We start from the raw sequence: 22,522 nt of genomic DNA on the forward strand, positions 1-22,522 counted from the left end.
ATTTAATAGAATAACTCGAGCGAGCTTGTGGTTATTCTGGCTCGTAATCGAGGTTGGCAGATAACCAACGCTCGGCTTGCTCTATTGTCATCCCTTTACGCGCAGCGTAATCTAACACCTGATCTTTTGCTAGTTTCGCTACCGCAAAGTATTTTGACTCTGGGTGAGAGAAATACCAACCACTCACCGCAGCACCTGGCCACATTGCATAGCTTGAAGTAAGGTCCATATCAATGCTTTCTTTTACATTGAGTAACTCCCACAATAAACCTTTTTCTGTGTGTTCAGGACAAGCAGGATAACCTGGTGCAGGACGAATTCCTTGGTAGCTTTCGCGAATTAACGCATCGTTATCTAAGTCTTCATCGGGTGCAAAGCCCCAGTATTCCTTACGGATTTTTTCATGCAAATATTCAGCACTCGCTTCAGCTAATCGGTCAGCAACCGCTTTCAATAAAATAGAGTTGTAAGCATCGTGATCTGCATCATAAACCTTCACTAACTCTTCAACACCAAAACCTGCTGAGACCGCAAACGCCCCAATATAGTCTTCAATATTCGAATCAACGGGTGCAATATAATCAGAAAGACAACGGTTAAACTGCCCTGCTGGTTTTTTACTTTGCTGACGTAACTGATGTAGACGCATTAACTTTTCACTGCGGCTTTCATCGGTGTAAAGTTCAATATCATCTTGCACACTGTTTGCTGGGAATAACCCGAAAACAGCTCTTGCACAAATTTTCTTATTGTTAATAACATCGTCAAGCATCGCATTAGCGTCATTAAATAAGTTAGTTGCTTCAGTGCCAATTACTTCGTGTTTTAAAATAAGTGGGTATTTACCTGATAGTTGCCATGTCATGAAAAATGGCGTCCAATCGATATATTTTCTTACCTCATTTAAATCAATATCATCAAGCACAGTAACACCGAGTTTATTCGGTTTCTTCGGAGTGTAATCGTCAAAATTAATTTTTGTCGCGTTAGCTCGAGCATCTTCAAGGCTAATTAAACTAGAGCGAGGACCTTTTTTATAATGGCGTTCACGAACACGCACGTACTCTTCTTTAGTACTTTCAAAAAATGCCGCTTTATGTTCTTTTGATAATAAGTTACTAACAACAGAAACCGCGCGCGAAGCGTTAGAAACATAAACAACAGGCTCGTCGTATTGTGGTTCAATTTTAACTGCGGTATGCGCTTTAGATGTTGTTGCACCGCCAATTAATAAAGGTAATTTAAGTCCAGTACGCTTCATCTCTTTAGCAACATGTACCATTTCATCCAATGACGGCGTAATTAAACCTGATAAACCGATAATATCGACGTTTTCTTCTTTGGCAACTCGTAAAATTTCTTCACAAGAAACCATAACGCCAAGATCAATAATGTCATAGTTATTACACTGTAAAACAACCCCAACAATGTTTTTACCAATATCGTGTACGTCACCTTTTACCGTTGCTAATAATACTTTACCGTTACTGCTTGCTTCGGTTTTAGCCGCTTCAATAAAAGGATTTAAATGAGCAACCGCTTGTTTCATAACACGTGCTGATTTTACCACTTGTGGTAAAAACATTTCACCCGCACCAAATAAATCACCAACAACATTCATACCGTCCATTAACGGTCCTTCAATAACATCGAGAGGTTTTTCGGCGGCTAAGCGGGCTTCTTCAGTATCTTCAATAATAAATTCATTAATACCTTTAACTAAGGCATGAGCGAGGCGTTCACTAATTGGTAGCTCACGCCAAGCTAAATCAGCTTTAGCAACTTGGCCACCCGCTTGACCATGGTATTCTTGAGCAATATCTAGTAAACGTTCGGTGGCGCCGTCATCACTGTTTTGAATAACATCTTCTACGGCTTGTTTTAGTTTCTCAGGCAAGTCTGAATAAATGGCTAATTGGCCTGCGTTTACAATACCCATGTCCATACCATTTTTAATGGCGTAGTATAAAAACACTGCGTGAATAGCTTCACGCACAGGGTTGTTACCTCTAAACGAGAACGAAACGTTAGAAACGCCACCAGAAATCATCGCATGCGGTAAGTTTTTCTTAATGTCGTCAACGGCTTCAATAAAATCTACCGCGTAATTATTATGCTCTTCAATACCAGTGGCGACAGCAAAAATATTAGGATCAAAAATAATATCTTCTGCTGGGTAACCTATTTCGTCTACCAAAATGTGATAAGCACGATGACAAATTTCATATTTACGTTCGCGCGTATCGGCTTGGCCTTCTTCATCAAACGCCATCACAATAACCGCCGCACCGTAGCGACGCAATAACTCAGCTTGTTGACGGAAGTTTTCTTCCCCTTCTTTTAAGCTAATTGAGTTAACGATGCCCTTACCTTGAATGCACTTTAAACCCGCTTCAATAATGTCCCATTTAGAAGAGTCAATCATAATTGGCACTTTAGCGATATCTGGTTCGCCAGCAATTAAGTTCAAAAAGCGCACCATCGCGGTTTTTGAATCGAGCATGCCCTCATCCATATTAATATCAATAATTTGTGCGCCGTTTTCTACTTGCTGTAGTGCAACAGCAATTGCTTGCTCATAATTTTCTTCAACGATTAAACGCTTGAACATAGCAGAGCCTGTTACGTTGGTACGCTCGCCTACGTTAACAAACAAACTATCTTCTTGAATGGTTAATGCTTCTAACCCCGACAAACGACAAGCAATTTCTCGCGGCTTAATTGTACGCGGTTTAACATTAGCAACACTTTCAGCCATACCTCGAATATGAGCAGGCGTTGTACCACAACAGCCACCAATAATATTTAAAAAGCCTGATTGAGACCACTCGGCGACATGGGTGTTCATGTCTTCTACAGTAAAGTCGTACTCACCAAAAGCATTAGGTAAGCCTGCATTAGGGTGAGCAGAAACAGCAACATCACAAATACGGCTTAATTCAGCAACGTATTGGCGAAGTTCAACTGGGCCTAACGCACAGTTTAAGCCAAATGATACTGGCTTAGCATGGCGTAAAGAATTATAAAATGCTTCGGTTGTTTGCCCCGATAAAGTACGACCTGAGGCATCGGTAATCGTTCCTGAAATCATCACAGGTAAACGTTGCCCTAGCTGGTCAAATACTGTTTCTACTGCAAAAATAGCCGCTTTAGCATTTAGGGTATCGAAAATAGTTTCGATTAGAATAATATCGCTGCCCCCTTCAATTAACGCTAAGGTAGACTCGATATAAGCATCTTTTAATTCATCAAAGGTAACGTTACGAAACGCAGGATCATTTACATCAGGAGATATTGAACAAGTGCGGTTTGTTGGACCTAAAACGCCTGCCACAAAGCGCGGACGATCTGGCGTTTTCTTATTGTATTCGTCTGCTGCTTCACGCGCTATTTGTGCTGCAACACGGTTAATTTCAGCACTGTACTCTTCCATGTCGTAATCGGCCATGGCAATAGTGGTTGCATTAAACGTATTAGTTTCAAGAATATCGGCACCGGCTTCTAAATACTCAAGATGGATTGCTTTAATCACCTCAGGTTGTGTTAGCACTAACATATCGTTATTGCCTTTTACATCGGTATGCCAATCAGCAAAACGCTCTGCGCGAAAATCCTGCTCTTCAAACTTGTACGCTTGGATCATAGTGCCCATAGCACCATCAAGAATAAGGATGTTATTAGCTAATTGCTCTTCAAATAATGCAAATGAGGGATGGTTTTTCATATCTAATCCAAAGTAATCGTGTTCTTAATTCTGAATAGCGTGTCAAGCATAGCTTATTCACCGCTTTATTTAGTTTATGCTACTGAGCTACTTTTACTCTGCTGTTTTATTTTTCCAAGTAGCACTCATATTATCAGCATCTAGCTGATATGGCGTTATCTGATAAACATAATAATTAAGCCAATTAGTAAATAATAAACAACCATGGCTTCGCCATGAACTCATCGGTTTGTTGTTAACATTATTGTCTTGATAGTAATTTACTGGTAATTCCGTTGAGCTACTTTTCTTACAATCTCGAAGGTATTCTTCATGTAAAGTTACTGTGTCGTATTCTGGGTGACCGGTTAAATACACTTGTCGTTTATCTTTACTTGCAACTAAGTAAACGCCAGCTTCATCAGACTGCGCCAAAATAGTTAAATCATCAATTTTTTGATAATCGGTTTCATCAATATAACCATAACGTGAGTGTGGCACATTAAAGCTCTCATCAAAACCTCGGGTTAACTCTTCGGTTGGTACTAAGGGGTAATGCTGATAAACCCCTGACAATTTTTGTTGTCGTAAATGACGGTTCAAACCGTAATGGTGATATAAAGCGGCATGTGCTGCCCAACAAGAAAACATGGTTGAAGTGACATTTTTTTCAGCCCAGTCAAAAACTTCGCATATTTTGTCCCAAAAGGTCACTTTACTATAATCCATTAATGCTAATGGCGCGCCGGTAATAATTAAGCCATCGTATTGTTTATGCTTAATATCATCGAACAAATAGTAAAAGTTCTCTAAATGCTCTTTTGGCGTATTTTTAGATTCGTTTGCGTGAATACGAACAAACTCAACGTTTATTTGCAGTGGCGTATTAGCCAGCATTCGTAGTATTTGTACTTCAGTTTCAATTTTATTAGGCATTAAATTTAAAATAGCCACCTGCATAGGTCTAATTTCTTGGCTCGCAGCACGGTTTTCTGACATCACGAAAATATTTTCATTCGCGAGTACAGATAATGCAGGTAATTGATCGGGTATTTTAATGGGCATAAGGACACCTATTTAAGATAAAACAGCACTAACTAAAGTACACAATGACGACATAATGCAATGTTACTTAGATTGCTAGCTATGTCAACATCTAAACGTATAGACGTCTATAACCACTAACACTATCGTAATATAAAACTGTATAAAGCAAACAACCATCACAGTATTCACTAACTTAACCTGAATTCGGTAAATAACCCTTAATATATTGAAATATAAGAAGGAATCACATTACCAATTATCGATTTGACCGTTTTTCTTCTTTTCATATGATAAGCAAGGTAAATTTCGCGTCAATAGCTGGCCTATTGCCAATAAATTTAACGAAGAAGTTAGGAAAAATAGCAGCTAGAGAAGCATTTATTAAGCCGTTCTCAGGTTAACTTATAATTAAATTAAAGATGGCGTCTGCGGCAGCTTAAACGTCTAAGTCAATATAACCTAGGTAAAACTGAGTAATGAGGAAGTGAGAACAGACGACTAAATGATTAATAGTATATGATTAGTAAAATGAGGTTGTGCGATTAATTTAAGGCTAGCAATAAAAAACGCAGCTTTACGTCTAAAGCTGCGTTATTAAGATATGATGTGACTGGTTTAGTGCTATGAGGGCTATTAAGCCTACAATTATTAACTACTCAGCTAAAAAGTCTTCTTCTTGCTCTGTCACTTCTGGGCTTTCTACTACAGGTAACGCTTTCGATAAAAACATATCGCGCAACTTAGTATCAACATCCTTGGCCATTTCAGGATGCTCTTCTAAATATTTAGCGGCATTAGCTTTACCTTGGCCAATACGTTCGCCATTACAGCTATACCACGCACCCGCTTTTTCAACAAAGCCGTTTTTAACGCCTAACTCAATTAACTCACCAAGACTGTTAATACCTTGACCGTAAAGAATTTGAAATTCAGCTTGCTTAAATGGTGGAGCAATTTTGTTTTTAACCACTTTAACACGTGTTTCATTGCCGACTATTTCGTCACCATTCTTAACCGCACCAATACGACGAATATCTAAACGTACTGAAGCATAGAATTTTAATGCGTTACCACCTGTAGTGGTTTCAGGGTTACCAAACATGACACCAATTTTCATACGAATTTGGTTAATGAAAATTAACATAGTGTTAGACTTTTTCAAGTTCGCCGTTAATTTACGCATTGCTTGCGATAACATACGTGCTTGTAAGCCCATATGTGAGTCACCCATGTCGCCTTCAATTTCTGCTTTTGGCGTTAATGCAGCCACAGAGTCAACTACAATAATATCAACCGCGCCTGAACGACTTAACATGTCACAAATTTCTAACGCTTGCTCACCAGTATCAGGTTGCGATACAAGTAAATCACTAATATTTACACCTAATTTTTCAGCGTAAATAGGATCAAGTGCATGCTCGGCATCAATAAACGCACATACTTTGCCATTACGTTGTGCTTCGGCGATAACTTCAAGTGTTAAGGTAGTTTTACCACTTGATTCAGGACCATAAATTTCAACGACACGACCTAATGGTAAACCGCCAGCACCTAAAGCAATGTCTAACCCTAATGAGCCTGTAGAAATAGTTTCTACGTCCATGGTATGGTTATCACCAAGCTTCATGATTGAACCTTTACCAAATTGACGTTCTATTTGGCTTAAGGCAGCAGATAGTGCTTTTTCTTTATCGTCTTTCATAAATTACTCCGTGAGCAGTTGTGTTATTTCGTTTTAATGCGCTCAGTATACTGTAAGTGCGTACAGTATCAAGTTTTTTATAATTTTTTTTTATTGCTTAGGTTTTTTAAAATAACCGATACTTTTAATTAGTTGAAATTTAAGGCATTTAAAGGAGTAGATAACTTTTTTTATTTTTATTAAAAAAAGTTACTAATGCGGTTTTTTAAAAAATATACAGTACTAATCAGTAATAATCAGTACTGATTTTCAAGTGGGTTTTAAGGTGGGTTAACTAGCCAATTGTTGCTGACCAACTTTGACTATTTGCTGGGAAATACTTTTATTAATGCCTTTTACTAAAACCCAACTATGCCAATATAAGGTTTCTATCAACTCATTGTCAGGTAATAAATTAATCAGCTCACCGCTGGCAAGTTCGTTCGCAATTTGCAATTTAGGTAACAAACAATAAGCAACTCCTTGTTTGGCTAACTCAACAAATGCTTCAGATGATCTAACGCTATGACAATAATACTCACTTGCTGCTAGCTTAAAGTGTTTCGCAATAAAGCGTACATGCATGTCATCTTTGTGATCATAGCTAATTGCTGGAGCCATTTTTAATGACTCTGTATTTACCCCTTTTTTAAAATACTTATTCTTAAAGTGTGTATTAGCGACTAAGCAATATTCCATTTTTCCGAGCCGAAATGAGCGATAGCCTTTTAGTGGCTTTTCTATAACACTTACCGCACCAATCGCCTCACCCGTGCGTAACTTGTCTAATGTTCGTTCTTCATGCTCAATCATTAAGTTTAATTCAACTCGGTTATTTTTTAGTACCGGTGTAATCGCTTGAATAAACCAAGTGGCAATACTGTCGGCATTAACTGCTAACGATACTTTTAACGGCTTTAAGGGTTTGTCTGGCGATAATACTGGTGCTAGTTCATTTTCAAGTTGTTTAACTTTTTTAAAGTGATTAACTAACTGCTCCCCTGCTGCGGTCAGCTCAATAGGTTGACTACGAATGAGTACCGGTTGACCAATATATTCTTCTAAACTTTTAATGCGCTGAGAAATGGCTGACTGTGAAACAAAGAGTTTTTTAGCCGCCAATTCAAAGCTTTGCAGTTCAATAACATCGGTAAGTGCTGCTAATAATTTATAATCAAAACTGCTCATTACTCATTTACCTTTAACTCGAATTTAAGCCATAAACAACATAAGAAAAACTTATGTACTATAAAAATCATTAATTATATTTATAACAAACTTTACTGCACACTAGCCAACATTATTTATCCCGTTACTAAAGTTAGCCATTAGGCTACTGAGATCACCGTTATGAGTTTATTAATATTAGCAAAAGGTTTTACCTTAACTTTAAGCATGATTGCACCTATTGGCACCCAAAATTCAATGCTGTTAACCCAAGGGATCAGTAAAAATCATCATAAAACTACCGCAGCATTATTTATGCTTTATGATGCAATACTTATTTCAATAGGTGTATTAGGTGGCAGTTTAATTTTATCGAGTAGCGACACGCTGTTTACTTTACTTACTTGGGGCGGCATTTTATTTTTAACTGGTTATGGCTTACTTTCAATGAAGTCAGCCATAAAACAAACAGGTGCCACTGACGATTATATTGTTAATAAAAAGTCGGTAAAACTGGTTATTGTTACCAGTTTAGCGGTAACTTTTTTAAACCCTCACGCTTATATAGATACAGTAATGGTTATTGGCAGTGTTGGTGGACAATACACAGGTGATGCCAAAGTATATTTCTTAATTGGTGCTATTTTAGGGTCAGTGGTGTGGTTTTCATGTTTAGCGACTGGCGCAGCGAAACTTTCATCATACTTAGGTAGACCGAAAGTGAAACGTGTTATCGATATCGCCATCGCGTTGGTTATGTGGGTAATTGCTTGGTCACTTTACTGTGCATGGTTAACTAGAGCGGCAAGTTAGTAACAAGTCTAAATTAGCGATTGTCTCTAACGCAACAGACGACAATTAAACGGCTCAATTTTTAAAACCTCTATTTTACCAATAGAGGTTTTTTGTTTGTTTTGTTATTCTACCCACAACGATATACCGCATAACCTATGCCGTCTTTTGTGATTATTTATCACTTACCATAAGAGCTCTTTTATCAACATGAATGCCAATGTAAAACCCCCTGTAGCTAATTTAGATCACCACACTCCAATGATGCGTCAGTACTTAACAATTAAGGCTGAATTCCCGCATATTTTGATCTTTTATCGTATGGGAGACTTTTACGAATTATTTTTTGATGATGCCAAAAAAGCTGCCGATTTATTAGATATATCACTCACCGCCCGTGGCAAAACAGGTGGTAATGCAATACCAATGGCGGGTGTGCCTTATCACGCCGTTGAAAATTACTTAGCCAAGCTAGTCGCCTTAGGTGAGTCAGTTGCGCTTTGTGAGCAAATTGGCGATCCTGCTACTAGCAAAGGCCCGGTTGAGCGTAAAGTGGTTAGGGTGATTACCCCAGGAACGGTCAGTGATGAAGCGCTACTTGCCGACCGGCAAGATAACTTAATTGTTGCCATTGTTGATAAAAAAACCACGCACCTTGCTAAAAAAAGTAACTCTACACCAGCGTTTGGTTTAGCCTACTTAGATATGACCAGTGGCCGCTTTGTACTCACTGAGCCACAAACCAATGAGCAATTACAGGCTGAACTGCAACGTTTATCGCCAGTTGAGTTACTTTACCCAGAGTCTATGGCTAACGTTGACTTAATTGCTCAGCAAAAAGGCTTACGTCGTCGCCCTGAGTGGGAGTTTGATTTAGAAACCAGCATTAATCTATTAAATCAGCAATTTAATACTAAAGAACTGGTTGGCTTTGGCGTTGAAGATAAGCACTTAGGGCTTTGTGCAGCAGGTTGCTTATTTCAATACGTTAAAGATACTCAACGTACTGCACTGCCGCATATTAGAGCCATTATTAGCGAATCAGCAAATACAGGCGTTGTACTTGATGCAGCCACTCGCCGTAATTTAGAGCTTACGCAAAATTTACAAGGGGGTTTTGAAAACACCCTCGCCGCTATTTTAGACAAGTCGGCCACGCCAATGGGTTCACGCTTATTAAAACGTTGGTTGCATTTTCCTTTACGCGATTTAACTGTTTTAAACAGCCGTCAAGACACTGTTGCCGATATTATTAATACTGACTTAGCCCAGCCTATTCATGGCCTACTTAAAGGCCTTGGTGATGTTGAGCGAATTATTGCTCGTATTGCACTACGCTCTGCTCGTCCACGCGACTTTGCACGTTTACGCCATGCGTTACAACAACTACCGTCTTTACAAGAAGCACTAAACGAGAGCCAAGCTCCTTATTTAAAAACGTTGGCACAGCAAAGCCAACCTATGCCAACACTGCAAGCATTATTAGAGCATGCGATTATTGAAAGCCCACCAGTGCTAATTCGTGATGGTGGCGTGATTGCTGCTGGCTATCATGATGAGCTAGATGTATTACGTGATTTAAGCGATGGCGCAACCCAATTTTTAGCCGAACTTGAACAGCGTGAAAAAGAACGCACCGGAATTCAATCATTAAAGGTAGGTTACAACAAAGTGCACGGTTTCTTTATTGAAATTAGCCGTAGCGCTGCCAACGATGTACCTGAAGATTATATTCGCCGACAAACCCTTAAAAATAACGAACGCTTTATTACTGAAGAATTAAAACAGCATGAGCATAAAGTGCTTAACGCTCAAAGCCAGTTTTTAGCGTTAGAGAAACGCTTATACCAAGAGCTGTTTGACCAAGTGTTGCCTGAGTTAGCAACACTGCAACAATTAAGTCAAAGCATTGCCGAACTTGACGTATTAACCACGTTTGCCGAGCGTGCGGTGACACTTAATTATGTAAAGCCAACGCTAGTTAAGCAAACAGGTATTAATATTGAAGGGGGTCGTCATGTTGTGGTTGAGCAAATGACAGCAGATAGATTTATTGCTAACCCAGTGTTGTTAACTGAGCAACGTAAAATGTTAGTGATTACGGGTCCTAACATGGGCGGTAAATCAACCTATATGCGCCAAACTGCCTTAATTGTGTTACTGGCACATGTTGGTTGCTTTGTCCCCGCTGATAGTGCAACTATTGGTTTAGTAGATCGTATTTTTACCCGTATCGGTGCTTCTGATGACTTAGCCAGTGGTCGCTCAACCTTTATGGTTGAAATGACCGAAACCGCTAATATTTTGCATAACGCCACCGACAAAAGCTTAGTACTACTTGATGAAATAGGTCGTGGTACCAGTACCTACGATGGTTTATCACTCGCGTGGGCATGTGCTGAAATGCTGGCCTTAAAAACCAAAGCGTTAACCTTATTTGCTACCCATTATTTTGAATTAACCTTATTGGCCGAGCAAATAGATACTTTGGCCAATGTTCATTTAGATGCGGTAGAGCATAACGACAGTATTATTTTTATGCATGCAGTACAAGAAGGCGCAGCAAGTAAGAGTTTTGGCTTACAAGTAGCGCAATTAGCGGGCGTACCTAAAGCGGTAATTAACCGAGCTAAACAACGATTAAGCGAATTAGAAAGCCAACAACCACCGTCATTATTACCAGAAAAAAGTGAAACGTTTGAACAGTTGTTATTAACACCCGTCGAGCATCCAGCAATCACATCATTACATGAGCTGAATGTTGATGATTTGAGCCCAAAACAGGCGCTAGATTTATTATATGAGTTAAAGAAACAGCTATAGTTCCAACAGTACAACCAGTACAACCCAAAAAGCTGCTTCAATACAAAAGCAGCTTTTTGGTTTTTTAATATAACCGTTTAATTGAGTTGCGGTACCAATAACTCTTTTGGTAATTCACTCATATTAGGAGTCAACAAAGTATGTGTTTTACTTTGCGGTATTAATCCTGCTACTTCTAATGCTGATGGTTTTTCTGTCGTGGTGTCTGGTTGCTCTATTACCCTTGGTTCAGAGTTAGGGCTATCGTTATCATTACAAGCTGTCAGTAAAAGCGTAGCGATAATAAGAAAAATATATTTCATTATTGCTCCTTAGTACTTCACCCAAAAACTCGCATTATCGTGAATTTCACTGAGTGCAGCTTTACCTTCTGCCTCAATCAATTCTTGAGTGACAACATTGCTACTGAATGCAGCATCATCCCACCACACAATTTCTGCATCGTTAAATATACTCATATCATGCAAATGCTGGTCAGCACCTGTTGTATACTGATTCCAGCCTGGCGTACGTGCTGGCATTACCATTAATGATGGTGCAGGGTTACCTTCTCCGCCACCGTGATGATCATGACCACTGCTTTCAACATCCCAACTAACAGAAATTTCCTGCTCAATATCATTAATGCAGTATTGAGTCGTTGGAATAAATACTGTGCTAAATGTTGCATCTGGTAATTTACCTCGAAAAGCCACTTTATAATATTGAGTATCACTATCACGTTCAGTGCCTGGTGTTTTCACCCAAGTTATTTCGTTATAACTATGTTCACCGTCAACAAACACAGCGGTTGCTTGACCAAAAACAGCGTCAATGGCATGAACAGAGGTAATACTTGATGGCACTTTAGCGACAATACGTACTGTATCTTCAGAGCCAGAAACTTTATCAGTACACCCGTGAGGAATACTCAGTTCGATAATGCTCGTTTTATTGGCAAAGTGAGGGCCTGAAGCTACGCCAACATGCGCCTGAACAGCTACCGTAAATATGCAAGAGCTTGCCAACAGGCTTGTTTTCAATACCTTTTTCATTTTGTGTCCTTTTTATGAATGAAAGCTAAGCGCTATTATAAATAGCATTAATAAAAAGGAAATATGACAAATTGTCGCAGTTATCATTAAAGTTACAGTCGAAATAACTCCATAAATAATTACATAAATAACTGCATAAATAACAATATAAATAACAATATAAATAACTAATTAATCTAGCTTAAACCGCGTTACTGAGTCGCTTAGTTTAGTGGCAAGTACCATAGTTGAACCAGCTAAGTTACCATTTTCTTCGGCAACCTGATGATTTTGTTTAGTTTGATCCGACATGGTGGTAATGTTTTTACTAACATCTGCCGCCACTTGATTCTGCTCTTCGGTCGCTGTTGCAGTTTGTGCTGCCACATCAACTACTCGAGTAGCCGCATCACTAATTTGTTGTAATGCTGTTAGTGTGCGCTGTGATAATTCAACACTAGCTTGTGTGCTTGAGCTTCCTTTATTAATTGATGTCACTGCTTCTTTCACACCCTTTTGCAGAGTTTCTATCATTTGCTGAATACTTTCAGTAGATTGCTGCGTTCTGCTTGCTAACGTACGCACTTCATCCGCAACAACAGCAAAACCCCGCCCTTGCTCACCCGCTCTTGCCGCTTCAATGGCAGCATTTAATGCCAATAAATTTGTTTGTTCTGCAATCCCTCTAATAACATCTAACACTGATGCTATATCTTTAGAGTTTTCTGATAGGTTCGAAATAACCTCAGCCGCCTGTTCAACGGTAGCCGATAAATGGTTGATTTCTGCTACGGCTTCCGAGGTTATTTTACTTCCTTCAGCAGTTAAATTATTCACAACTTCCAGCTCATCCGAGGTTAACTGAGCATTTTGAGCAACTTCTTTAATAGCATAAGACATTTCGTTAACCGCGGTGGCTATCATATCAACAGATGACAATTGCTCTTCACTGGTGTTTTTAACATTTTTCGCCCCAGCATCCAGCTGAGCTACGCCATCAATAACTTGGCTCGACTGCTCAACAATAGAACGAATCAGACTTGATAAACTATCAATCAACAAATCAAATTCTCTAGCAACATCACCTATTTCGTCTTTTCTTTTAGAATTAATACGTTTGGTAAAGTCGCCATCATCACTATTTAAATTCTTTATTTTTGCGGTTAAGTTATCTAATGCATCCGCCATTGCTTTAGGGGCAGCAATCCCGGCAAAGACCGTTAAAATGACCACAATAGCCCCTATAATACTAATAACCGTTAGGCTTTGAGTAACCGAGTCGATTGTTTGCTTACTAACATTAGCGCTGGTTATATCAGCCTCTTCACCAGCGATATTGTAAACTTCACGCAAGCGCTGAAAAGCTTCGTTAGCTGGACCTGCACTTTGATTTTGAGCCGCCTGAATATTGTTCTCATGAATTAAATTAAATACCTGCTCAGAAGCGCCCCGCCAGTCTTTGAAAGCAGAATCGAACTGTTGTAATTTCAGTAAAGAATCAGGGTAAGCCGCCATAAGCTGTTGATACTTTTTCATTCTATCGTAAGCTTGCTGAGCGTTTTCTTGGTAGTCTTTATAATCAACGTCAATGACACTTTTTTCAGCACCGAAAGCAGCCAAGGCATTTTGCTCAGCAACTTTTGCTTGATACAAGTCTCTATCGGCATTAAGTACTGCAGAAACTGCAGGGTTAAAGTTTTCACCAAAAATCATCAAACTCTGCTCAGTTTTAATAATCAAGCGATAATTCAGTAATAATAAAATGATAAAAAAGGCTGCAATAGTACAAAATGCGGCTGTATATCTAACACGTATTTTATTGAAATTCATTAACTTTTCCTTAGTTAAAGTGAATGTCTATAGTGGATAACTATAGTTGATAATTATAGTTATCCACTATAGTTGATAATTATAGTTATCCACTATAGAGGTCCTAGTTTTTCTTACCATTAGTTTACTGGAGCAACAACCACCTTATTTCGCCACTTTCACTTATACCGGAGCGAACTTACTTTAAGGTTTCTACGCAACTAAACATGCTTTAACTCGAGTATTCACAAGAGGATTAACGTCAAAAAATACTATAAAAGCACAATACTAAATATCACAACTCGCGCTAAAAAATACCAATCACAGTATTAAATAGCAGCAAATATAATGTCATGCCGAGAGTTAAAACACTTTGCTACTCCCCCTTAGCAACGTAAAATAAAATTTTTAGCGAGTTACTAAACGATTCAGAGAGTTATAGATGAACTTTGAGGTATTATTACTAATTATTATCGCTATGGCATTTGCTGTGGTAATTAAAAAGCTTACCGAAATGAACGCAAAGATGAATATGTTAATGTCGTCAAATTCAATAGAGTGGTCTCAGCATTTTAATGAAGAGATTAATCACTTGATATTGACTGGGGATTTTACCAAAGCATCCACAGCTTTACGTAAAAAGACAGGGCTATCTTTAAATTTCTGTTTAAAGGTTATTCAAGATCATGCCCATAAAGTTGCTTAATATTAACTTTTGAACTCGCTTTAACAAAGAATCCGGTTATTTAACCTGTTTTAGCCTGCTCTAGTTTTTGTTCCATCAACGCTAACAGTTGCCCGTTTAGTTCAATTAATTCTTGGCTCAATTGCTTTGCTTGTTCCTGTGCTGTCGTGGTGTCATCATTTAACAGCTTTGTTAACTCACGCATTATTTCCTCAATCTTTTCTTTAAGTTCGGCAATTAGCTTTTCCAGTGGGTCATCAGGCTCTGCTGATTGCTCTAGCGAGTCACTGGCTTGTTGGTTAAGTTGCTTGGCAATAGCTTTACCCAACTCGACCTTGTCTGCTGGTACTTGTTCTTGGGTTAACTGACGCTGTCCTTGCTCAGAAATCATTACTTGTACACCCGCTACTACTGAGGACGGAGTTAATTCGTTATCAACGCGTGTGCTTTGACGGTGAATACGTAGTTCCATCGCTTTATTATCATTTAAACGATTATTAAGCGTATTCGCTGCCTTGCTAATAGTGCTACCAATATTATTCGTCATAGTTTTACCGTTTAGATAAGAAACAAGCTGATGCGATTTTTCATGTAAGTTAATAACATTATCGGCTGCACTTTATATAAATTGAGGCAGGTATGCAGAGTTATTAGTTAATAATTAAAGTTCATACTAAAAGCAGTAAAAAACATCGCTTATCTATTATTGCTTTTTAGCACTAACTTTATCGCTTGCTTCTTCTTTTACTATTCTGCGCTCGACCTGAATCACTTTAATGGTATTTTCAACCATAGGATCAGGTGTAAACATCTGCACCAAAATACCAAAAGCCACGGCAATACCACGACGCTTTTTAGCCCACTTAATTAACAAATTCGCTAAAATCCCAAAGACAACAAACACCAGCCACGGTGCAAGTGCTATATATAAAAAATGTTCCACAATAGTCACAACTTAATAAAAATAAAATGGCAGGCGCGGCTTTTAAAAAAGCACACGACACATAAGCCTCTGCTGTAAACGAGAGGCCGCAATAGATTTAACGATTAACGTCAGGCGTTAACCGTGATCACGGTAGGCTTTAGCTAAGTTGGAATGATTTTTCTGGTTGGTATAAAGCGTATATAACTAAATAGGTATCGCTTAATAGGCTTTTAACTTGATGAGCTACAATCTCTAATATTTGGTAATCACGCACTATTGCTTGCTGTAATAATTGCTGAGCTTGCCAGATAAGCTTGTGCGAAAAATATTTAAGGTTTTGCTGCCAAATGTAATAACTAAGTGGCTTATTCGCATACTTAACGAGGTGGAATGACGGCTTAGCATTGACTTGAGTTACTTGCTTATATTGTTCACTACCTTCGCTAACATATCTTTTTTTATCAAGACGTTTAAGGTTCATGTTTGCAGTATTATCAATATGACTTAAAGCAGAATAGATAGATTGCAGCGCGTTAGATAGCGGTATCGCTAAAGCAAAATTAACCGATAATGCACTGGTACTGATACACAGGAGTAACAATACCTTTATCAACAATTGCTGCACGTTTAATCCTTTAAAGCTGTGTTAAGCCATTTAAGGCACCTTGAAGTAAGGTGTTAGTCTGCGCATTCAACGCTACGATTTAGACAAAAATCACCCCTTGAACAATATAATTAGGTCAAACAATTATTTTTCAAGCTTATGTAGGTATTATTATGCTTAACTGCTCCTTCGCTAGAGCGGTATGTTAAGTTATTAAGGCAATAGCCAATTTAAGAGGATAGTAGTAATGGTCAACCCTTTAATTATGCCAATATTGGAGTATTTAAGAAAACAAAAAAAAACGTGCTCTTTGATTGATTTGATCAACTTATGTCAACAAGACTTGTTAGCCCTTATTAATAAGAATGTAGATGAGCAAATTGCTATTTTTCAAAAGAATTTTTTTATTATGAATGCGCTTTATCAAATTCAACAAGAGATTAACAACGAAGGCTTTTTATTAAAAATTTTTCCATTAGAAATTTATATTGTCCCTAATGTTATAAAAAACGGTGACACCAATACCGCTGTGATACAAAAAAGCCTTAGTGAAGATGAGGCTAGCCGCGATAAAAAATTGGCGCACTACTATTTAGATTGGCAAAATTTAACCAGCGTAACCCTTGAAGAAATCGACACGCTTTTTAGCGGTTTTTGGCAAAGATATAATGCGGCCGATAAAGTATCTAGCGCGTTAGCAACTCTAGGACTTTCAAAAAATAGCCCGTGGACAGATATTCGTCAAGCTTATCAAAAGAAAGTCAAACTAACTCACCCTGATAAAGGCGGCTGCGCGCAAGACTTTATTGAAATCCGACAAGCTTATGAAGTACTAAGTATTAGTTACCGTAACGCCTAAGCAAATTAAGTTACGCTATAAACTCCAATTTTAATGACTACGCTAGCTTAGGTTTATGTGTAGGCTCTGCTTATTTAGCGTAACCGCTGCCAATAGCATTAAATGGTAGTGCTAACTCAAGCTCTGGTACTTGCAGCCCAACCCAAGCAACAAAAGTATTACTGTTAGGGCCAGGAAAAACACTGTATTCATTCATCCAAGGGTATAACGCAATAGCCGCTTTAATTTTAGGAATAAGCACTTTAGCCCTGTCGCCTTTAATGGAAAGTAATAACTCAGGTTTAGCGCCAAACCAGTACCGATCAGGAGTCGGCGTTTGATATTCTCGAATAGCAGGCAACCCTCGTTTAACTTGCCAGCCCGTTACCTCATAAACACTGTACTCGCTCGCTTGCTCTTCTTTAATGGCAATCCACGGGTGCACGGCAAACCAACCACGCCAACTAAACGCATCGGCAGCATAAAACTCAATAACTGCGCGGCTCTCTTCACTTGGCACTGGTGCTATGCCAGCAGGCTCTCTACTGGCAGTACGCCAGTCATTATTACTACAGGCATTAACAAAAAGTAAAAGCAAAATAATTGTATAATATTTCATAGTTTTTATCGGCAGGCATGAGTAAGAGATAAGTTACAGAGCTTATCATAAAGGCGAATAAAGCTCAGCAAGCAAACACTTATCTAAAGCCGATTATTAGGAGCTGTTGACCTTCACGGTTAACTTTTGTTCGAGCTAAAAGCGTTTTAATCGCGGCGAGTAGTGTGTAACCTGGGGCTTTTTTCTTTAATTTTAATCACTAACGACTTAAATCACTATTCACATTTATAAGCTCAATTGTTATGGTAACGCGCAATATTTACTAATGCTGACTCCATCAGTTCAACCTCTACTCAACTTAAACACAACCTAAAATAAATCCAATGAACTCTTTAATTAAAAATACCTATATTGGCTGGGCAGCGTATTTTATTATCTTTAATATTTATTGTATTTTTTGGCGTCAGTATTTATTTACTGAGCAATATGACTTTGTAGATTCACTAACATGGTGGCTTAAAGAGTGGGGAATGTGGTTAGCTTATACACCGTTAACGATTTCAAGTTTAGCGTGGTTAAAGCAACGAAAATCACTAATAACTAGTTTTATTATCGTCGGTTTATTGAGTATATTTTTAGCGACATTTACCCGAGAGGTTATTTATTTTGTCACTGATAATGCGAATTGGCGTGTAGACTCCGTAATACCTCATGTTATTGCTTACTTCCCTAAATATAGTATTACTTTTGTTTTAATTGCACTTTGTTGGTACTTAAGTTTGTTCCAGCAAAAACTTAACTCAACATCAACGCCTTCGGTATCTGAAAGTAATACCAATGAAAGCAATGCTGATGAAAACAATACGAATAACACAACTAGTATCCATACCCACCCCGTGAGTGAGCCACTAAAGCATTGTAATACGCAATTAGTTCACGCTGACAATACTATCGAAAAACATAAAGTGGCAATTACTGGCATCAACGTTGAACACTTAGGATTAACAATAACCTTACCTTTTGACGAGGTTTACTTAATCAGTGCAGCAGGAAATTACGTCGATATTATTTGCCAAAACACGCAATACATTTTGCGAACACCATTAAAAGGCATGTTAGCTAACTTACCCGAGCAACAATTCATGCAAGTTCACCGAAGTCATATTGTTAACCTGAGCAAAATAATTCAGCTTAGCACTAACGGCTCAGGCACCAGTCAAATCACGTTAGACAACCAACAAACTATCAATATCAGTAAAAAACTGAAACACACCATTAAAACACTAGTGCACGCATAATCGTTCAAAAAATAACAACTCGCTAAAGTCGATTTTACTTAACTCAGTAACTAAGCTGTTATTCCATTTTAAAACCACTGGTCACTGGTCACTGGTCACTGGTCACTGGTCACTGGTCACTGGTCACTGGTCACTGGTCACAAAATAAAGACTTTCACCCCAAGACACTAGTAGCAAAGTTCATTTATTCTTATCGTGCTTTTACTTTTCATTCAGACAGCAAGAATATTTATGGCTACTTCAAATATCGCAATAACACGTACTTTTCACTGGGTAATGGCGTTCGTTATTATTGCTATTACCCTTGTGGGTTTATATATGGCTAACACCGAAACCTACGCTTTATACCATTGGCACAAATCATTTGGCTTAATTGCTTTGTTATTAATTATCGCTCGACTTTTTTGGCGAAAAAAACATGTTTGGGAGTCGGCAAGTAAAGGTACTAGTCAAGCCAAGTTAGTTAATTTTGTTCACTTATTTTTATTAGCACTTCTTATGCTAATGCCTTTATCTGGTATGGTTTACTCTGGGTTTGCTGGCTATGGGTTTTCACTATTTGAATGGCATATCATTCCAAAGAATTTGAACAGCGAACAACAAGTGACCCCTTATAACGAACTATTAGGCAGCTTAGGTAAAACACTGCACGGTTTATTAGGGTATTTGTTTACAGGGCTTGTCGCCTTGCACGTGGGCGCAGCGTTAAAGCATCACTTTATTAATAAAGACCAAACCTTAAACAGAATGTTAAATAAAAAACCAAGTGAAAATACCTAAGGATTAATGATGAATAAACTTACCTTTGTGCTAGTCATAATGACATTTTTTATCGCTGAAACATTCGCTGAAATCGTTGGTGAACATCAGCTTTCCCCCATCATTAATCAGGTTAACAAAGTTGATATTAAACGTACTGACAACTTTGATGACTTAGCGCCCTTTGGTGAAGCTATTAGCGACAAACGTATTGTATTTATTGATGAGCTAACTCATGGTGAACAAGAAGGCTTTGCACTTAAAAGCCGAATAGTTCAATACTTACACCAGCATCAAGGGTTTGAAGTATTGTTGTTAGAAAGTGGACTATTTGATGTTCAACAAATATGGCAAAACAAAAAAACAGCAATTAAAAAGAGCGCCCCTGGTAACATTTTTTATATGTATGCGAGCGATGAAAGTTTCATTGAGTTATTTGACTATATTGATAGTAAAAGAGAAGACAACCCCCCCTTGGTATTAGCAGGCTTTGACGGTCGATTAAGTGGAGAGTTAAGCCGTCAACATGCGGTTAACTTTATTGAAACACAGAGTAAAAAATTTTTAAGCCATGCTGCAGTGCCCAGCACGATAAATTCAAGCATAGACCTGAAATTTGATTGGCGGTTTTATAAACGTTATAGCCAAGAAATTATTGAGCGACAATCATCATTAACCGATAAAAACTTGCAAGATAACTACATTAAACAAAGCTATTGGCTTTATGATCAACTCAATAACATAAACACGCTCGAAACGGGTTATGAGTCAGCTCAATATGTAGCCCGTTTAATTCACGGCATTATTAGAATAGCGGAAGTAATGTGGGGTAGTCGCCGCCATGACGAACATGATTTACCAATGGCAGATAACGTTCAATGGTTAATCGACCACGCTTACCCAAATAAAAAAGTGATTGTTTGGGGTCATTATATTCACTTAAACCGACAAGGAGCCTTTCAAAGTCGATACGACAATTTAGGTAGCCTGCTTGATAAGCGTTATGCCGATGAAATTTATATCGCGCACTTTTCTGGCATTCAAGGTAGTTATAGAGAGTTTAGAGACTTATCGGTTATCCCACTTCCTGAATTAACTAACACGGAGCAACAGCAACGCCTAGAAACTGCATTATTGCCTTATTTCAATAGCGCTACTAACAATAAAGATGAGTTACGCGACCACAACTCGGCGCTGTTTATTGATTATAAAAATATTAACAGTGACAGAGCACAAGGTATGATGATGTTTGGGCATGAGTATAATGCACTCATTCCTGTGAACAACTGGAACAAGCACTGGGATGGTATGTTTATGATTAAACACCTTAATCCATCCCAGTAAAGGCAGTTAAAAAAACGCCTGTAATCCCGTTTGAGCTCTACCTAAAATAAGCGCGTGAATATCGTGGGTGCCTTCATAGGTATTCACCGCTTCTAAATTCATCACGTGGCGCATAACATGAAATTCATCACTAATGCCGTTGCCACCATGCATATCACGCGCTTCACGTGCTATAGCTAACGCTTTACCACAAGAGTTACGCTTGATCAGTGAAATAGCTTCAGGGGCTAAGCTATTAGCATCCATTAACTTGCCTGCTTGAACACAGGCAAGTAAGCCGGTGGTGATTTCAGTTTGCATATCGGCGAGTTTCTTTTGAATTAATTGTGTTGCCGCGAGCGGTTTACCAAATTGTTCTCTATCTAAAGTATATTGCCGAGCACTGTGCCAGCAAAACTCTGCAGCACCTAATGCGCCCCACGCAATACCGTAACGCGCTTTATTTAAACACGAAAAAGGTCCTGATAAGCCTTTGGCATCTGGCAATAGGTTTTCAGCAGCAACAAAAACATTGTCCATCACAATTTCACCGGTAATTGACGCGCGCAAGCTAAACTTACCGTCAATTTTAGGAGTCGATAGCCCTGCCATGCCTTTTTCTAAAATAAAGCCTCGGATCACGCCATCAAGCTTTGCCCAGACAATAAAAATATCAGCAATAGGTGAATTGGTTATCCACATTTTGCTGCCGTTAAGTTGATAACCGCCATCAACGGCTACCGCTTTAGATGCCATACTGGCAGGGTCTGATCCTGAATTAGGCTCAGTTAAACCAAAGCAGCCAATTAATTCACCGGTGGCGAGCTTAGGTAAATACTTCATTTTTTGTGCTTCACTGCCAAAAGCATAAATTGGATGCATAACCAAAGACGATTGCACGCTCATGGCACTGCGATAACCACTATCTACACGCTCTACTTCACGAGCAATCAACCCATAACTGACATGACTTACGCCAGCGCCACCATACTTTTCATCAAGGGTTGCGCCTAAAAAACCCAGCTCACCAAATTCTTGCATAATACCCACATCAAAATGCTCTTGGCGGTTGGCCTGTAAAATACGTGGTTGCAACTTTTCTTGGCAAAACTGCTGAGCGCTATCACGAATTAAACGCTCGTCTTCAGATAATAATGAGTCAAGTAATAAAGGGTCTTGCCAGTTAAAGTGTGGCTTGTTTTTTTGGGTAGCGTTAGGTGATAAAGTCATAGAGATAAAACCCCTTAAGTGAATACAAACAGCATTACGGATAGAAAAAGTTACTTATTAAAGATTACTCAAGCATAAGTAGACATGCTGACAAGTCAACTCAAATAACACTTTTACATGCGCTAGCACAATAAATTAAGCTAACTTCCTATTAAACTAACTTCCTATTAAGCTGACTTCCTAGAAAGTTAATAACGTTCACTCTTACACTTTCTGACACTCACCACACACTTTCTGCACACTTGCGTTACTGATTCACACAGCTT

Annotated in this window: 19 protein-coding genes; 7 read left to right on the forward strand and 12 right to left on the reverse strand. The window is 38.6% G+C overall.

Translation table 11 applies throughout. The features are described from left to right. Nucleotides 1–31: 31 nt before the first annotated feature. From metH to ABD005_RS05245, 4 genes are all read right to left on the reverse strand, one after another. Nucleotides 32–3,724, reverse strand: coding sequence for a methionine synthase (gene metH, locus ABD005_RS05230; RefSeq protein ID WP_343815805.1), 3,693 nt, complete (start codon nucleotides 3,722–3,724; stop codon nucleotides 32–34). A 93-nt stretch (nucleotides 3,725–3,817) separates the two neighbouring features. Next, a complete protein-coding gene (metA, locus tag ABD005_RS05235; RefSeq protein ID WP_343815808.1) occupies nucleotides 3,818–4,768 on the reverse strand; it encodes a homoserine O-acetyltransferase MetA in 951 nt (316 codons plus the stop codon). 634 nt (nucleotides 4,769–5,402) lie between these two features. Then, on the reverse strand, nucleotides 5,403–6,452 hold the full coding sequence (gene recA, locus ABD005_RS05240) for a recombinase RecA (RefSeq protein ID WP_215980837.1): 1,050 nt from the start codon (nucleotides 6,450–6,452) through the stop codon (nucleotides 5,403–5,405). A gap of 270 nt (nucleotides 6,453–6,722) precedes the next feature. Then, on the reverse strand, nucleotides 6,723–7,619 hold the full coding sequence (locus ABD005_RS05245) for a LysR family transcriptional regulator ArgP (protein ID WP_343815811.1): 897 nt from the start codon (nucleotides 7,617–7,619) through the stop codon (nucleotides 6,723–6,725). 162 nt (nucleotides 7,620–7,781) lie between these two features. Between ABD005_RS05245 and ABD005_RS05250 the strand changes: the two genes are divergently transcribed. After that, entirely contained in the window at nucleotides 7,782–8,411 is a 630-nt protein-coding gene (locus ABD005_RS05250) for a LysE/ArgO family amino acid transporter (protein ID WP_343815814.1), read from the forward strand. Nucleotides 8,412–8,600: 189 nt separating this feature from the next. After that, nucleotides 8,601–11,213, forward strand: a complete 2,613-nt coding sequence (gene mutS / locus ABD005_RS05255; protein ID WP_343815817.1) for a DNA mismatch repair protein MutS — start codon at nucleotides 8,601–8,603, stop codon at nucleotides 11,211–11,213. Nucleotides 11,214–11,290: 77 nt separating this feature from the next. Here mutS and ABD005_RS05260 read toward each other — a convergent pair whose 3' ends face one another. From ABD005_RS05260 to ABD005_RS05270, 3 genes are all read right to left on the reverse strand, one after another. Then, nucleotides 11,291–11,515, reverse strand: coding sequence for a hypothetical protein (locus tag ABD005_RS05260; RefSeq protein ID WP_343815819.1), 225 nt, complete (start codon nucleotides 11,513–11,515; stop codon nucleotides 11,291–11,293). Nucleotides 11,516–11,524: 9 nt separating this feature from the next. Further along, the gene (locus ABD005_RS05265; RefSeq protein ID WP_343815822.1) at nucleotides 11,525–12,247 is read right to left on the reverse strand and encodes a DUF1775 domain-containing protein; all 723 of its coding nucleotides are present in this window, start codon (nucleotides 12,245–12,247) and stop codon (nucleotides 11,525–11,527) included. Between the two features lie 171 nt (nucleotides 12,248–12,418). Further along, entirely contained in the window at nucleotides 12,419–14,056 is a 1,638-nt protein-coding gene (locus ABD005_RS05270) for a methyl-accepting chemotaxis protein (RefSeq protein ID WP_343815824.1), read from the reverse strand. A gap of 421 nt (nucleotides 14,057–14,477) precedes the next feature. On the opposite strand from ABD005_RS05270, the gene ABD005_RS05275 reads away from it, so the two are divergent. After that, the gene (locus ABD005_RS05275) at nucleotides 14,478–14,741 is read left to right on the forward strand and encodes a hypothetical protein (protein WP_215980819.1); all 264 of its coding nucleotides are present in this window, start codon (nucleotides 14,478–14,480) and stop codon (nucleotides 14,739–14,741) included. A 40-nt stretch (nucleotides 14,742–14,781) separates the two neighbouring features. On the opposite strand, the gene ABD005_RS05280 is transcribed toward ABD005_RS05275, so the two are convergent. From ABD005_RS05280 to ABD005_RS05290, 3 genes are all read right to left on the reverse strand, one after another. After that, the gene (locus tag ABD005_RS05280) at nucleotides 14,782–15,267 is read right to left on the reverse strand and encodes a hypothetical protein (protein WP_343815827.1); all 486 of its coding nucleotides are present in this window, start codon (nucleotides 15,265–15,267) and stop codon (nucleotides 14,782–14,784) included. Between the two features lie 156 nt (nucleotides 15,268–15,423). Then, the gene (locus ABD005_RS05285) at nucleotides 15,424–15,663 is read right to left on the reverse strand and encodes a hypothetical protein (protein ID WP_343815830.1); all 240 of its coding nucleotides are present in this window, start codon (nucleotides 15,661–15,663) and stop codon (nucleotides 15,424–15,426) included. 139 nt (nucleotides 15,664–15,802) lie between these two features. Further along, nucleotides 15,803–16,270: a hypothetical protein gene (locus ABD005_RS05290; protein ID WP_343815833.1), complete on the reverse strand. Its 468-nt coding sequence runs from the start codon at nucleotides 16,268–16,270 to the stop codon at nucleotides 15,803–15,805. Nucleotides 16,271–16,496: 226 nt separating this feature from the next. Here ABD005_RS05290 and ABD005_RS05295 point away from each other — a divergent pair, with 226 nt between their 5' ends. Beyond that, nucleotides 16,497–17,108 carry a DNA-J related domain-containing protein gene (locus ABD005_RS05295; protein WP_343815836.1) on the forward strand — a complete coding sequence of 204 codons (612 nt, stop codon included), beginning with the start codon at nucleotides 16,497–16,499 and terminating at the stop codon, nucleotides 17,106–17,108. Between the two features lie 70 nt (nucleotides 17,109–17,178). Here the strand turns inward: ABD005_RS05295 and ABD005_RS05300 are convergent, their stop codons facing one another. After that, nucleotides 17,179–17,706, reverse strand: a complete 528-nt coding sequence (locus ABD005_RS05300; RefSeq protein ID WP_215980814.1) for a DUF3750 domain-containing protein — start codon at nucleotides 17,704–17,706, stop codon at nucleotides 17,179–17,181. Between the two features lie 323 nt (nucleotides 17,707–18,029). Here ABD005_RS05300 and ABD005_RS05305 point away from each other — a divergent pair, with 323 nt between their 5' ends. The 3 genes from ABD005_RS05305 to ABD005_RS05315 all read left to right on the forward strand — a co-directional run bounded on the left by ABD005_RS05305 (nucleotide 18,030) and on the right by ABD005_RS05315 (nucleotide 21,047). Further along, entirely contained in the window at nucleotides 18,030–18,944 is a 915-nt protein-coding gene (locus ABD005_RS05305; protein ID WP_343815839.1) for a LytTR family DNA-binding domain-containing protein, read from the forward strand. 231 nt (nucleotides 18,945–19,175) lie between these two features. After that, complete coding sequence (locus tag ABD005_RS05310) at nucleotides 19,176–19,724, forward strand: cytochrome b (RefSeq protein WP_343815842.1); 549 nt, start codon at nucleotides 19,176–19,178, stop codon at nucleotides 19,722–19,724. Nucleotides 19,725–19,730: 6 nt separating this feature from the next. Then, nucleotides 19,731–21,047 carry an erythromycin esterase family protein gene (locus tag ABD005_RS05315; protein ID WP_343815845.1) on the forward strand — a complete coding sequence of 439 codons (1,317 nt, stop codon included), beginning with the start codon at nucleotides 19,731–19,733 and terminating at the stop codon, nucleotides 21,045–21,047. A gap of 6 nt (nucleotides 21,048–21,053) precedes the next feature. Here ABD005_RS05315 and ABD005_RS05320 read toward each other — a convergent pair whose 3' ends face one another. Continuing rightward, nucleotides 21,054–22,256, reverse strand: a complete 1,203-nt coding sequence (locus ABD005_RS05320) for an acyl-CoA dehydrogenase (RefSeq protein ID WP_343815848.1) — start codon at nucleotides 22,254–22,256, stop codon at nucleotides 21,054–21,056. Nucleotides 22,257–22,522: the final 266 nt, after the last annotated feature.

The sequence above is a fragment of the Colwellia asteriadis genome (genome assembly GCF_039523295.1).
GTDB lineage: Bacteria > Pseudomonadota > Gammaproteobacteria > Enterobacterales > Alteromonadaceae > Colwellia > Colwellia asteriadis.